The organism is Amycolatopsis sp. NPDC051061, from assembly GCF_040682935.1.
Taxonomy (GTDB): Bacteria; Actinomycetota; Actinomycetes; order Mycobacteriales; family Pseudonocardiaceae; genus Amycolatopsis.
Genome location: NZ_JBFBBZ010000023.1, coordinates 157630 through 171081 on the forward strand (window position 1 = coordinate 157630; position 13452 = coordinate 171081).

At 69.7% G+C, this 13452-nt stretch carries 15 protein-coding genes; 7 read left to right on the top strand and 8 right to left on the bottom strand.

Annotated elements, in window-relative coordinates; all coding sequences use genetic code 11:
• The 4 genes from AB0N03_RS29080 to AB0N03_RS29095 are packed head-to-tail and all read left to right on the top strand — an operon-like array spanning position 1 to position 3358.
• Positions 1-876, top strand: a complete 876-nt coding sequence (locus AB0N03_RS29080; protein WP_364377956.1) for an LLM class F420-dependent oxidoreductase — start codon at positions 1-3, stop codon at positions 874-876.
• Entirely contained in the window at positions 873-1478 is a 606-nt protein-coding gene (locus AB0N03_RS29085) for an ATP-binding cassette domain-containing protein (protein WP_364377958.1), read from the top strand. The genes AB0N03_RS29080 and AB0N03_RS29085 overlap by 4 nt, the downstream gene beginning before the upstream one ends.
• Positions 1472-2749, top strand: a complete 1278-nt coding sequence (locus AB0N03_RS29090) for a hypothetical protein (RefSeq protein ID WP_364377960.1) — start codon at positions 1472-1474, stop codon at positions 2747-2749. Before AB0N03_RS29085 ends, AB0N03_RS29090 begins: the two co-directional genes overlap by 7 nt.
• Positions 2750-2779: 30 nt before the next feature.
• A complete protein-coding gene (locus AB0N03_RS29095) occupies positions 2780-3358 on the top strand; it encodes a hypothetical protein (protein WP_364377961.1) in 579 nt (192 codons plus the stop codon).
• Here AB0N03_RS29095 and AB0N03_RS29100 read toward each other — a convergent pair.
• From AB0N03_RS29100 to AB0N03_RS29110, 3 genes are all read right to left on the bottom strand, one after another.
• Positions 3355-4176, bottom strand: coding sequence for a GNAT family N-acetyltransferase (locus AB0N03_RS29100; RefSeq protein ID WP_364377963.1), 822 nt, complete (start codon positions 4174-4176; stop codon positions 3355-3357). The genes AB0N03_RS29095 and AB0N03_RS29100 overlap by 4 nt on opposite strands.
• A 10-nt stretch (positions 4177-4186) precedes the next feature.
• On the bottom strand, positions 4187-4450 hold the full coding sequence (locus AB0N03_RS29105) for a helix-turn-helix transcriptional regulator (RefSeq protein WP_364377965.1): 264 nt from the start codon (positions 4448-4450) through the stop codon (positions 4187-4189).
• Between the two features lie 116 nt (positions 4451-4566).
• The gene (locus tag AB0N03_RS29110; protein WP_364377967.1) at positions 4567-6186 is read right to left on the bottom strand and encodes an alpha/beta hydrolase; all 1620 of its coding nucleotides are present in this window, start codon (positions 6184-6186) and stop codon (positions 4567-4569) included.
• 188 nt (positions 6187-6374) lie between these two features.
• On the opposite strand from AB0N03_RS29110, the gene AB0N03_RS29115 reads away from it, so the two are divergent.
• On the top strand, positions 6375-6653 hold the full coding sequence (locus AB0N03_RS29115; protein ID WP_364377969.1) for a DUF3311 domain-containing protein: 279 nt from the start codon (positions 6375-6377) through the stop codon (positions 6651-6653).
• The gene (gene mctP, locus AB0N03_RS29120) at positions 6650-8308 is read left to right on the top strand and encodes a monocarboxylate uptake permease MctP (protein WP_364377971.1); all 1659 of its coding nucleotides are present in this window, start codon (positions 6650-6652) and stop codon (positions 8306-8308) included. The genes AB0N03_RS29115 and mctP overlap by 4 nt, the downstream gene beginning before the upstream one ends.
• Here mctP and AB0N03_RS29125 read toward each other — a convergent pair.
• The 5 genes from AB0N03_RS29125 to AB0N03_RS29145 all read right to left on the bottom strand — a co-directional run bounded on the left by AB0N03_RS29125 (position 8305) and on the right by AB0N03_RS29145 (position 12645).
• Positions 8305-8907, bottom strand: a complete 603-nt coding sequence (locus AB0N03_RS29125) for a hypothetical protein (RefSeq protein WP_364377973.1) — start codon at positions 8905-8907, stop codon at positions 8305-8307. The two genes, mctP and AB0N03_RS29125, sit on opposite strands and share 4 nt — an antisense overlap.
• 100 nt (positions 8908-9007) lie before the next feature.
• Positions 9008-9925, bottom strand: coding sequence for a bifunctional helix-turn-helix transcriptional regulator/GNAT family N-acetyltransferase (locus AB0N03_RS29130; RefSeq protein ID WP_364377974.1), 918 nt, complete (start codon positions 9923-9925; stop codon positions 9008-9010).
• A gap of 230 nt (positions 9926-10155) precedes the next feature.
• Positions 10156-10305 (bottom strand): hypothetical protein, encoded by a 150-nt coding sequence (locus tag AB0N03_RS29135; RefSeq protein WP_167379635.1) that lies wholly within the window; start codon positions 10303-10305, stop codon positions 10156-10158.
• A gap of 261 nt (positions 10306-10566) precedes the next feature.
• Positions 10567-11757, bottom strand: a complete 1191-nt coding sequence (locus AB0N03_RS29140; RefSeq protein ID WP_364377976.1) for an ATP-binding protein — start codon at positions 11755-11757, stop codon at positions 10567-10569.
• A 153-nt stretch (positions 11758-11910) separates the two neighbouring features.
• Entirely contained in the window at positions 11911-12645 is a 735-nt protein-coding gene (locus tag AB0N03_RS29145; RefSeq protein ID WP_364377978.1) for a MerR family transcriptional regulator, read from the bottom strand.
• A gap of 171 nt (positions 12646-12816) precedes the next feature.
• Between AB0N03_RS29145 and AB0N03_RS29150 the strand changes: the two genes are divergently transcribed.
• Positions 12817-13362 (top strand): DoxX family protein, encoded by a 546-nt coding sequence (locus tag AB0N03_RS29150; protein WP_364377980.1) that lies wholly within the window; start codon positions 12817-12819, stop codon positions 13360-13362.
• Positions 13363-13452: the final 90 nt, after the last annotated feature.

Sequence of the window (13452 nt, forward strand, 5' to 3'; positions counted from 1 at the left end):
ATGACTGGGGAATTCCGCTTCGGGGTCAACATGGTCGTGCCGGACGGGCGCGCGGCGTGGGTCGAGAAGTGCCGCAAGGTCGAGGACCTCGGCTACGACGTGCTGTCCGCGGCCGACCACCTCGGCATGGCGCCGCCGTTCCCGGCGCTCGTCCTCGCCGGCGAGGTCACTTCGCGCGTCAAGCTCACCACTTTCGTGCTCAACGCGCCCTTCTACAACCCGGTGCTGCTCGCGCGCGACGTCACGGGCACCGACCAGTTCACCGGCGGCCGGCTGGAGCTCGGGCTCGGCGCGGGGTACGTCAAGGCGGAGTTCGAAGCGGCCGGGATGCCGTTCCCGTCCGCGCGCGAGCGCGTCGACCACCTCGAGCGGACGATCCTTGAACTGAAGCGGCGGTACGCCGATCCCGAGCACAAGCCCGCGCCGACGCGCCCGGCCGGTCCGCCCCTGCTGCTCGGCGGCCGCGGCGACCGGATCCTGACGCTCGCCGCCGAGCACGCCGACACCATCGGCTTCACCGGCACGGCGAAGACGGCGGACGGCGCCCCGCTCGGTCTGGCCACCGCCGAGGACATCGAGGAGCGCGTCGGGTTCGTCCGGTCGAAGCTCGGCGGCCGCGACGCGGAGTTCAACCTGCTCGTCCACTTCGTGAACATCACCGAAGACCGCAAAGCAGGCCTCGAAAACCTCGAAAAGCTCGTGGGCGGTCAGCAGTCCACCGGGCAGCTCGCCGAACTGCCGACCGCGCTGATCGGCTCGCCCGCCGAGGTCGCCGAGCAGCTCCACGCGCACCGCGAGCGGTTCGGCCTGTCCTACTACACCGTCCTGGAGCAGAACATGGAGCAGTTCGCTCCGGTGCTCGAAGCACTCCGATGATCGACGCGAAGGGCATCGGCGTCCGGGCCGGCGAACTGTGGCTGTTCGACGACCTGGACTTCACCGTCGACCCCGGCGAATGCGCCGCGATCGTCGGGCCCAACGGCGTCGGCAAGTCGACCCTGATGCGCTGCTTCTACGGCATGCAGCAGCCGCAGCGGGGCCGCGTGCTGGTGGACGGCAAGGTGCCGGACGAGCGCGACGTCGAGTTCCGCCGCAAGGTGTCGGTGCTGTTCGACGACTCCGACTTCTTCGCCGAGCTGACGCCGATGCAGCACCTCGAACTCCTGTCCGGCTCGTTCGGCGCCGACCTCGGTGACCACGAGGAACTGCTGCGCGACGCGGGCCTGGGGATGCGCATGCGCATCACGTCCGGGCACTTCTCCGCGGGCCAGCGGCGCCGGCTGCTGCTCCTCGGCGTCACCGCGCGCCCGCACCGGGTGCTGCTGCTCGACGAGCCGGAGCGCGCGCTGGACGTGGCCGGCAAGGAGTGGCTGGTCGAGGTGATCGCCCGGTCGACGGCGGCCGGCGCGGCGGTCGTGGTGGCCACGCACCACCCGCCGCTGCTCGAAGCCGCGGACAGTGTCCTAGAACTGTGGTGACGCTGGCACCGCGCCGGATGCGGATCCCGGGTCGCAAGCGGTTCGGCGGGATCTTCAGCGGAGACACCGCCTCGTTCGTCTTCCTCTTCGGCTTCGGGTTCCTGTTCACCGCGTTCTTCCACGTCGACGCCTGGCGCCAGGCGGTTTACGGCTCGTCCCACGTGGACTTCCCGGCCGTGCTCGGCCTGCTCACGCTCTGCTGTGCGGTGGCCTGGCGCGGTTTGCTGCGCCGCGGGTTCGTGTGGGTCGAGCCGGCCGAGCTGACCTGGCTCGACTTCGCGCCGGTGGACCGCGGCCGCGTCGTCACGCTGCGGCTGCTCGGCGCCTGGACCGGCGTGGTGGCGGTGACCGGTTACCTGGCCGCGCTGATGCTCGCGGTCGGCGGGGCCGGGCTCGACCAGTGGCGCGCGGGCATCGCCGTCGTGGCCGCGACCGCGGTGGTCGCGTTCGTGTCGGCCCGGCGGACGTCGGTGCGGTTCGACGCGTTCGGCCCGCTGGTGCTGGCGGTCCTGGGGCTGGCGATCACCGCGTTCGGCGTCGGCCCGGTGGCGGTCCAGTTCGGCGCCGCGGGCGTGCTGGTCGCGGCGCTGCCGCTGGCGTTCGGCGGCGAGCCGGTGCCGCGCGCGGGCCGGTCCACGCTGCTCGCGGGGTGGGACGGCCGGGTGCTGCGCTCGGTCGCCGTCACCTTCCTCGATCCGATGATGCTGCTCCCGCCGTCCGCGCCGATCGGGGTTTCGCTGCGGCGTCCGACGGTGCTGCGGCTGGCGGTGGCGGGCACGCTCGGCCGGTCGCGCTACGCGGGGGCGGCGGTGCTGGTCGGCTTCGCGGTCGTCGTCGCGCACATCGCGTTGCCGACCCTGCCGGGTGCGGTCCTGGCCGGCCTCGGCGCGTACGTGGCGCTGACGCCGTTCGGCGCGGGGCTCGGCGAGCTGTGGCGCAACCCGGGCCGTCGCCGCTGGGTGGGCTCGTCGAACCGCGAGCTGGTGCTGGCGCACGGCGTGGTGTTCGCCGTCGCCGGCGCGGCCTGGGCCGGTGTCCTCGCCGTGGTCACCCTCGCGGGTGGGACCTCGTTCGCCCTGTCGGCGTGGCTGGCGGTGCCGCTCGCGGTGCTGTCCATCCTGCGCACGGTCACGCGGACCGCCGTCGACTACGCGAATCCCGGGTTCATCGACACCCCGGTCGGACCGATGCCCGCCAACCTCACCCGGCAGCTCTTCCGCGGTCCGGATCTGCTCGTCGTCGGCATCGTGGTGCTGTCCGCCGCCGTTTGACCTACGCTCTTTCCGACGAAGGGAGCAGCGGTGGGCGGCGGACACGCACCGGGCGTCGGGCGGAGGGCGACCAGCGAGTTCCCGCCTGGCTGGAGCGACGAGCACATCATTTCGGTGGTCAAGGACGTCGCGAACGATCCGGGCGAAGCCCGGTGGCAGCAGGTGAACGGCCGCTGGCGCTGCGCGGGCGAGCGGTTCACCGTGCACCTCGTCGTGCTGGTCGAGGAGAACGGCCACGTCCACACGGCCTACCCGGTGGCGGGCCCGGGAGTGACCCGCAACCCCGACGCGGCCCGCGACCCGGCGAACCCGACGGTGGCGGACCTCAAGGAGAACCGGATCAGCTTCTTCGCGGACAGCGTGCTGACGAGCCTCGCGAACCGGCTGTCCCCGGAGCAGTACACGCACTACCGGACGCTGCTGTGGTCCGGCGAGTGGGAGGAACTGGCGGACGTCTTGGCGGCCCACGCGGTCAAGGTCGGGTTCGGGCTGTCGGCGGACGAGTTCTCCGACTTCGAGAAGCTGCTGAACAGCTACGACCTCCCGGTCCCGGCGTGCGCGTTCCTCAACGACCGCGAGCACATCCTGAACCAGCTGCGCCCGGTCTAGGCGAAGTCGTACCCGGTGAAGCCGGCGATCGGGACGTAGCCGATCCGCCGGTAGAGGGCGTTGCTGGTGATGTTGGCCGGGTCCGTGTAGAGCACGACGTCCGTCGCGCCCGCGTCCAGCGCGGCCCGGCTCACCGCGACCGTCACGGCGCCCGCGTAACCGCGGCCGCGGAACCGGGCCGGGGTGTAGACGGGGTCGACCCGGACCATGCCCGCCAGCATCGGGGTCGAGCCCGCCATGGCGACCGGAGTCCCGGTCTCCCAGAACGTGAAGTCCTTGTCGGCGAAGTTCGAGGCGGCCCAGGCGTGCGCGTCCGCGAAGGGCGCCTGCCCGACAGCGGTGGCGAACTCGCTGCACCAGCGGACGACCTCCGAACGATCCCGCGCGCCCAGAGCGTGGCCTTCGGGCATCGGCTCCGGCGGAGTGAGCGTGCCGAGCCGGTGCAGCCGGACCCGCACGCCGGGTACCGGCACCGTGTCGGTGCGCCGTTGCCACGCCTCGGCGAAAGCGGTGGCGGTGTCGTCTTCCGCGGTCACGCCGCACAGGGGGTGGCCGAGGCCGGCCAGGTGCCCGGCGAGGACGTCGGCCTGTTCGGGTGAGACCGCGGTGAGGATCAGGCGTTGCGACGGACGGCGGTAGAAGATCGCGCGGACCTCGCCCTCCTGCTCCAGCCGGCCGAAGAGGGTGCCCTTCTCCTCGTGCGTCCGCAGCTTCTCGAGCCGGGTCAGCTGCGAGGTGTGCAGGGCGGGACGCGAGCGCAGGAAGTCCCCGGCCCGGGCGAGGAAGTCGTCGACGTCCTCGGTGAGGTGCCAGCGCATACCCGGGGGACTAGCTCGCCTGGGAAAGCGGTGACGACCCCACCGCCGCCCGCAGCTCCTCCAGCGGCAGCCCCACCGCGTCCGCGATGGCCGCGACCGTGAAGAACGCCGGCGTGGGAATTCGCCCGGTCTCGATCTTCCGCAGCGTCTCGACCGAGATCCCGGCCTCGCCGGCGACCTCGACCATGCTGCGTCCGGCTCGCGCCGATCGCAACGCCTGGCCGAGGCGTTCGCCCCGATCGCGCTCTTCATCCGTCAGTGGCACTCGCACCATGACCGTGATTCTAATACCACCCGAGTTGTCCACCGCCTGTGGACAACTCTGTGCACAGGTGTGGAAAAGGCCCCGCCGGACCGAAGTCCGACGGGGCCCCACTAGCCCTTGTGGTGTCAGGCGCCCGGAGGCACCGGAAGTGCCACACCCGGCAGGCTCTGGTCGTTCGGCACGACGCCGTCGACCAGGTAGGCCTCCACGACCTTGTCCACACCCGCGTTGCCGCCGGCGTAGATCCCGTGGTCACCCTCGTTCGTGATCGTCAGCATCCGCGAGTTCGCGAACGCCTTGTGCGCGCGCCGCGCGCCCTCGATCGGGGTCGCCGGGTCGTGCTCCGACTCGACGATCAGCACCGGCGGGACACCCTTGCCGTTCAGCACGGGCAGCGGCGCCGGGGTCTTCTTCCAGAACAAGCACGGCTGGATGAACCAGCCGGCGCCCAGGAGCGGCTGCTGCTTGTCGATCAGCTTCTGCGAGTCCTTGATGGCGCTGGTGACCGAGCCGGTCCACGGGCCCTCGTTGCACGGGATGGTCCAGAACGACGCGTCGTACGAGTCGCCGTCGGTCGGCACCATCAGCGGCTGCGCGCCGGAGGTGTCGGTGCTCTTGTCGGCGGCCTTGACCTTCTGCGCGGCCGACGTCTTGGCCTGCGCCGACGCCGTGCCCTGGGTCAGCGTGCGGACGCTGACGAGGTAGTCGGCCAGACCGGGGAAGGAGCGCTTCGAGTAGATGCTCGACGCGATGAAGGCGTCCAGGCCGTTGGCCGACACGCTCGAGCCGTCGGGCAGGGTGACCGCGCCCTGGGTCAGGGCGTAGCGGACCTGCTCGTAGGTCTGGCGGGCGGCCTCGCCGGTGGTGCCGAAGTGGTAGAGCTTGTCGTACTTCGCCATCCACGGGAGGAAGTCCTGCCGCCAGCGGCGCTCGAAGCCGAGCGGCTGCCAGTCGAACGACTTCTGCCAGGTCGTCGTGAACTCCGTCGAGGAGTCGAGCACGAACCGGCCGGTGCGCGTCGGGTAGGCCTGCGCGTAGTGCGCGCCCATCCAGGTGCCCGCCGAGTAGCCGACCCAGTTGATCTTGTCGCGGCCGAGCAGCACGCGCAGCAGGTCGATGTCCTTGACCGTCTGGTCGGTGTTGATCAGCGGGCCCAGCTCGCCGGACTTCTGCTGGCAGGACAGCGCCGCGTACTTCGTCGCCGCGACGATCAGGTTCAGGTTCTGCCGGTCGCGGTCCCGCGGGTCCAGGTCCGAGCCGGTGCCGATGGCGCCGCCGCACGTGATGTTCGTGCTCTTGCCGGTACCGCGCGGGTCGAACCCGACGATCTCCTGGTGCTCCCGCAGCTTCGGCTGGTTGCGCAGCCGGGACGGGAAGTTGCGGCCGGGCGCACCCGGGCCGCCGGGGTTGGTGACGACGCTGGCGGTCGCGTCCTTCGTCGCCTTCAGGCGGCTGACCGCGATGGTCAGGTCGATCTGGGCGTTCGCCTGGTACCAGTTGCGCGGCGTCTTGTAGGTCGCGCACTCCATGTCCTCGGCGCCCGCGGGCGGGGCCGTCGGCAGCTCGTCCGGGACGGCGCACTTGTGCCAGCTCAGCGTCTGGTTCGCGTACTGCTGCGGGATGTTCGTGGAGTTCAGCGGCTGCTTGCCGGCCGCGATCTCCTGACCTGCGAACGCAGGCGTGAACCCGGCCAGCAGGGCCCCGGCGATCGCCGGGATCACCACCGCGTAGCGGAGTCGTGTCATACAGTTGCCTCTTAACGGGTTTCGCGTGCGGAGTCCGGCTATTGATATCGGCCGGGTGGGGGCGGGGCAACCGACGTTGGTCGGCAACGCGGACCGTGGCGATCAAATCGATATCGGACAGACGTGACGCGCCGTCACCGAGGTTCTAAGGTCAGGCGGTCGGTTACGGGAGTGTTAGGTGAGGTCCGATGTCGACTGTGAAGCACGACGGGAAGGTCCGCGGGAAGCCGTTCAACCCGTGGAACCTGCTCCTGATCGTTCCGCTGCTGGTCCTGGTCACGCCACTGTTCAACATGGACGGTCCGCGGCTGTTCGGGATGCCGTTCTTCTACTGGTTCCAATTCCTGATGGTCGCGGTCGGAGTGCTGTCCACCTGGATCGTCTACTTGATGACGCGGGACAAGCCGACCGCTGACGCGCCCGACCGGCTGAGCGTCGACGACCTGGACGAGGGGGACGCTCGATGAGCAACCTGCAGTGGCCGGAACTGATCATCTTCACGATCCTGTTCCTGCTGGTCACCGTGCTCGGTTTCATGGCGGCGCGCTGGCAGCGCGGCGGCGCCCTCGACCACTTGGACGAGTGGGGGCTCGGCGGCCGCAAGTTCGGCTCGTGGGTCACCTGGTTCCTGCTCGGCGGTGACCTCTACACGGCCTACACGTTCGTCGCGGTCCCCGCGCTGGTGTTCAGCGCCGGCGCCCTCGGCCTCTACGCGCTGCCGTACACGATCGTCGTCTACCCGATCGTCCTGCTCCCGGCGCTGCGGATGTGGTCGGTGTCGCGCGTGCGCGGCTACGTCACCCCGGCCGACTTCGTGCGCGGCCGCTTCGGCTCGCCGATCCTCGCGCTGCTGGTCGCCATCACCGGCATCGTCGCGACCATGCCGTACATCGCGCTGCAGCTGGTCGGCCTCGAAGCCGTGCTGCGCACCATGGGCATCAACGGCTCGGGCGTCGTCGGCCACCTGCCGCTGCTGATCGCGTTCGTCATCCTGGCCGTCTACACCTACCAGTCCGGCCTGCGGGCGCCCGCGCTGATCGCGTTCGTCAAGGACATCCTGATCTACATCGTCATCCTCGTGGCGATCATCTACCTGCCCTCGAAGCTGGGCGGCTGGTCGCACATCTTCGACGCGGCGGCGAAGAAGCTCGGCACGCCGAGCCCGACCACCGGCAAGCCGGCCGGGTCGATCCTGCTGAACGCCAACAACCAGCTGCAGTACGCGACGCTGGCGCTGGGTTCGGCGCTCGCGCTGTTCCTGTACCCGCACTCGCTGACCAGCGTCCTGGCGTCGCGCGGCCGCAGCGTCATCAAGAAGAACATGGTCGCGCTGCCGGCGTACTCGCTGGTGCTGGGCTTGCTGGCGCTGCTGGGGTACGTCGCGATCACGGCGGGCGTCAAGCCGCTGACGAACGCGGCCACCGGCAAGCCGGACGGCAACACGATCGTCCCGGTGCTGTTCGACAGCCAGTTCTCCTCGTGGTTCGCCGGCATCGCTTTCGCCGCGATCGGCATCGGCGCGCTGGTGCCGGCGGCGATCATGTCGATCGCCGCGGCCAACCTGTGGACCCGCAACATCTACAAGGAGTACATCCGCAAGAACGCGACACCGGCGGAAGAAGCGAAGCAGGCCAAGCTCGCTTCGCTGGTCGTGAAGCTCGGCGCGGTGGCCGTGATCATCCTGATCGACCCGCAGTTCTCGATCGACCTCCAGCTCATCGGCGGCGTGCTGATCCTCCAGACGCTGCCGGCGGTCGCGCTCGCGCTGTACACGCGCTGGTTCCACCGCTGGGGCCTGATCGCGGGCTGGGTCGTCGGCATCGGCTGGGGCCTGATCATGCTGTACGGCATCCCCAACCCGGCCAACGGCAAGCAGCACTTCGGCGGTTCGGCGCTGGCCCTGGGCAACATGTCGATCTTCGGCTGGCACCCGTTCTCGGGCTCCCAGGTCCAGATCTACGTCGGTTTCGTCGCACTGATCGCCAACCTGGTGGTCGCGGCGATCGTCACGGTGATCGCGCGGCAGATGAAGGTGTTCAACGGCACCGACGACACCAACCCGGGCGACTACCTGGCCGACGAGCACGACAAGGACCTGCGCCCGATCGGCGCGGCCCACTAGGCGGTGCGTCTGCGGATCACCGTGCGGGAGACGAGGTAGAGCGCCAGCCCGTTGAGCAGGTGCCAGAGGAAGTGCGTGCCGGCCGGGACGTAGTCGCACACGTCCCGGTCGAGCGTGCGCAAGCTCAGCGAAAGCGCGAAGACCGCGCCCGCGACGGCGAAGTGCGTCCAGTAGACGTCACGGCGAAAGGCCAGAAGCACGGCGAAGATCCCGAGTCCGATCAGCGCGGACAGGTACAGCCCGCCGCCCAGCAAGGCCGTGACGACGGTGAGCGCCAGGAACGCCGGCGCCGCGAGCCAGGCCCACCGCCAGTGGTGGAAGACGCGCGCGAACAACACGACGTAGACCAGTACGAAAACGAGGATGCTCACCGAGTCCGCGGTGGCGGCCCAGCGCGTCGCGACCAGGTGGAACACCGTACTGGCGACGAAAACCAGCCCGATCAGCACGGCGAGCAGCCGCCCGACCCGGTCGCCGGCGGCCAGCCGCCAGACGAGCACGGCGGCAACGAGGAACGCGAGATTGCTGAGACTGTTGAGCGGCTCACCCCAGAGCCCGGGCGCGACCCGTTCGCAGTACCCGTCGACGTAGTCCGTCACGAGCACAGCCAACCACGGCCGGCGTGAAGCCCATGAGCGGCGCGAGCAGGTTGTCCACAGCCCCGGCCGCTGGACAAGGGCACGCCCCCCGGAAGCCGCGCTAGAACTCCAGGCGCCAGATCTCGTCGGTCAGCTTCGGGCCCCAGCCGTCGAAATCCTCTTCGCGGACGAGCTCGAACCCGGCCGCGCGGTAGATCGAGCGCGCCGCGGTCAGGATGGAGACCGTCGACAGCTCCATCCCGCGGTAGCCGTGCGCCTTCGCGAAGGAAACGCACTCGGTGACCAGCCGCTTGCCGACACCGTGGCTGCGGGCCGACGGCTCGAGCAGCAGCAGCCGTAGCTTCGCGGTGCCGGCGTCCGGTCCGCGGGTGCACGTGATGCCGCCGACGCGCTCGCCGTTCAGCTCGGCGATCCAGAACGCCTGGCGCGGGTCGTCGCGGGTTTCGACGAAATCAGCGACGATCCTGGCGACCAGTCCCTCGAAGCGATCGTCGAAGCCGTACTCCCGGCCGTAGAGCGCACCGTGTCGCTCGACCACCCATCCGAGGTCCCCCGGTCGTGGCGGACGCAGGACGAGCACCGGGTCGCGACGGCGCTCGCCGACCAGGTCGCCGATCGTGCGCATCGCGGCCAGCAGGCGCTGCTGGTCTTCGTCGGCGAAGCGGCCCAGCAGGCCGCCGATCTGCTCGCTGGAACGGCGGTTGAGGAGGGCGTACGCGTCCCGGCCGGCCGGCGTCGGGCGCACGAGCTGGCGGCGGGCGTCCTCGCCGGACCGTTCGCGCTCGATCAGCCCGCGGGACTCGAGGCGGGCGAGCAGCCTGCTGGCGTAGCCGGCGTCCAGGTCGAGGCGCTTGCGCAGGTCGGTCACCGGCAGCGGGTCCTGGTGGGCGAGCTCGAAGAGCACCCGGGCTTCCGGCAGCGAGTACTCGGCGTCCGCCGGTCCTTCGTCGAGCACGCCGATGACTCCGGTGTAGAGCCGGTTGAAGGCGCGGACCTCGGCCACCCGTGCGTCGTTCATTGACCACCTCAAACAACTCGTTGACGAAGTCAAAGAATACTGCACGAGCCGGCGACGGCAAGCAGATTTTCGTACCCCGGACATGGGAAACCCCGCGATGCTGCCAGGTCGGGGGTCCGCCAGCATCACGGGGTCGTAGGGGGTATCGACGCCACTTTGTGTGGCGTTACAGCTTCAGCACTTTGTGGCATAGGTCACTCGAATGGGCGACCGCCACAGGTGGGGCTTGGTCAGCGCATGTAGCCCGAGCGAGCCTGCGCGATCGCGATGAGTTCCTGACGGACCGTCGCGGTCGCGGCGGTGTCGATCGCCCGGTTCAGCGCCCGGCGAGTGCGAACCTCGGCGCGACGGGCACGGAGCTTGGCGGCGATGTTGTTCATCGGTTTCTGCATCCCCTTCGGAGGGTCTTGGTGGCTTGTGCTTCTAGTATGCACCTTTTTTCACAAAGATTCCAACGAATATCCGGTGACTTGGCGCACTCGCCGATGAATCGTCGGCAAATCTGGGTAAGAGCCGGAGAGATCGCGGGTGGCGGCGGTCACGGCGAAGCAACCCGATAAGGCTCTCTACATGGATATAGCGAATATCCAATAGAAGCGTAGTGATGCTCATAGACCGCGAGACAGCCGGAAAAGCCCAGGTCAGTCGCGGCCGAGCAGGTAGTGGCCGAAGTGCGGCACGGTGAAGGCGATCTGGCCACGCTCGGCGGAGTAGACGAGGCCCTTCTTCATCAGGCTGTCGCGGGCCGGCGACAGCGAGGACGGCTTGCGCCCGAGGAACACGGCGACGTCGGCGGTGCCGGCGGGCTCGTCGCGCCCCTGGGTCAGCTCGGCCATCGCCTGCAGGTACTCCCGCTCGGCCGGCGTCGCGCGCTCGTAGCGCGAGCCGAAGAAGCCGACTGCCAGCTCCGACTCCGCCTCGGGTGCCGCGACCTGGACGTCCTTGACCGTGATCGGGTCGGACGGCGCCGCGTCCCAGGCCGCCTTGCCGTAGGCCTGGATGAAGTACGGGTAGCCGCCGGAGGCGTCGAAGAGCGCGTCGAGCGCTTCCGGCTCGATGCCGGCGTCTTCGCGTTCGATCGGCGCCATCACGGCGAAGTCGGCGTCCTCGCGCTCGAGCCGGTCGATGCGCGCGTAGCGGAAGAGGCGCTCGGAATACGACTTGGACGCCGAGAGCACGGCGGGCACGTGCGGCAGCCCGGCGCCGACGACGACCAGCGGCGCCCCGGACTGCGACAGCTCGTGGCAGGCGGCGCAGAGCGCGGAGACGTCGTCGGGCTGGAGGTCCTGGATTTCGTCGATGAACACCGCGACGCCGGTCCCGACGTCCGCGGCCAGCTCGGCGACGTCGGTGAACAGCTCGACGAGGTCGATCTCGATGTCCCCGGAGTCCGCGCGGCCCTGCGCGGCGGGCACGTCGATGCCCGGCTGCCAGCGGTCGCGCAGCTTCGCGTCGGCTTTGTTGGCCCGGAGTGCGAAGGCCTTGAGCACGCCGAGCACCTCTTCGACCCGGTCGGGCGCGCGGTGCCGCACGGCGAGGTCCCGGATGGCCCGGTGCAGCGCGGCGGAGAGCGGCCGCCGCAGCTCGGCGTCCGGCCGCGCCTCGATCTTGCCCGCGCCCCACTTGTGCCGGACGGCCATCGCGCGCAGCTCCCCGAGCAGCACGGTCTTGCCGACCCCGCGCAGCCCGGTGAGGACGAGACTGCGTTCGGGTCTCCCCCGGGAAACCCGTTCCAGCACCACTTCGAACGCCTTGAGCTCACGCTCGCGCCCGGCCAGCTCGGGCGGCCGCTGCCCGGCGCCCGGTGCGAAGGGGTTGCGGATGGGGTCCACTCTGCCAAGTTATCGACGTATCTAGCGCGAGCCCGATATTCCGCCATAGACGCCTAGGCGTGTCGCCGAGGTTCGACCGGATGGCCGTACATAGAGACGAACAGGTCTGCAGCCCTGCTCGTCCCTACCCCCAGCGCGCACTACGACGTCGCGCTAGTCGGTCAGGTTCCGTTCCGCGTAGATCTTCATCGCGTCGCGGACGAATTCCGCCCCCGCGCCCTCGAAGCCGTAACGGGAATCGTCGACGTACAGCCGGCCCAGGCCCGCGAAGTACCCCGCGGACACCGACGACACCGCCGGCTCGAGCCACGTGTGCAGCCGGCGCGTGATCGCCTGGACCTCGTCGGAGTCCACCGCGAGCCCGGCCGCGTGGGCCGACCCGAACGCGGCGGCGATGTCCCGCTGCTCCTGCTGGTGGGCCTGCTTCTCGTCGGCCGTCAGCGAGCTCCACCACTGGTCACCGCGGCGGTAGGCCTCGGCGCCCCAGCGCTCGGTCACTTCCTTCTCGTACTTCGTGTGGTCGAAGCCGTCCAAGACTTCTTCTGCCATCAGTCGTTCACCTCCCTTCAGTTTCCGTAGCGTGGTCCGGACCGAATCGATCTGCCGTCCGATCCGCTGCCGCTCCTGTTCGAGCAGCTCCAGGTGGGTCTCGAGCGCCGCGACGCGGTCGCGTTGCCCGTCCAGGACCTCCGCGATGGCCGGCAGCCCGAGGCCGAGTTCGCGCAGCAACAGGATCCGCTGCAGCCGGACGAGCGCCTGCTCGTCGTAGTAGCGGTAGCCGTTGCCGCCGACGCGGCTGGGCTCGAGCAGGCCGACCGCGCCGTAGTGGCGCAGCGTCCGGCTCGTCGTCCCGGCCGAGCGGGCGATGTCCTGGATCGACCACTCCATGACGTCGACGATAGAAGTTGACGCTGCGTCAAGGTCAACCGCTAAAGCTTTCTAGTGCCCTCTAGCAACACGGCGATATTCGCGCAGAAACCACGATGAGGGTTCGAGCGCAGGCCGAGCGGGCACTCAGCGAGTAGGTTCGACCAGGCAGCGGCCCGTACGAGGAAGGCAATGACCGTGATACTCCGTCGACTGGCACGTCCCCTGCTGGCAGCGATGTTCGTGACCGGCGGGATCAATGCGCTGAGGCACGCCGAGGGGCACGCGAAGGCGGCGGAACCCTTCATCAACGGCGCTTTCGCCAAGGTCGGCGACGTCGTCCCGGAGCAGGTCCCGCGCGATCCGGTGACGCTCGTCCGCATCGACGCCGTCGTGAAGATCGGGGCCGGCCTCGCGCTCGCCACCGGCAAGGCGCCGCGGCTCGCGGCCGGCCTCCTGCTCGGCAGCCTGGTGCCGACGACCCTGTCGACGCACAGCTTCTGGACCATCAAGGACCCGGGCGAGCGCCAGCAGCAGCAGATCCAGTTCTTCAAGAACGCGAGCATGGCCGGCGGCCTGCTGCTCGCGGTCAGCGACACGCACGGGAAGCCGTCGGCGGCTTGGCGCGCGCGTCACGCCGCGAAGGACGTCGGAGCCGCTGCCGGGAAACTGAGCCGTAAGGCCGAGAAGCGCGCGAACAAACTCGCGAAGCGGGCCCAGAAGGCTCTCCCCAACTAACGCCAAAAGCCGTGAAGGCCACCTTCAGGAACTTTAAGTTCCTGAAGGTGGCCTTCACGAACCAAGCTCAGCCGGTGGTCTTGTCGCGCC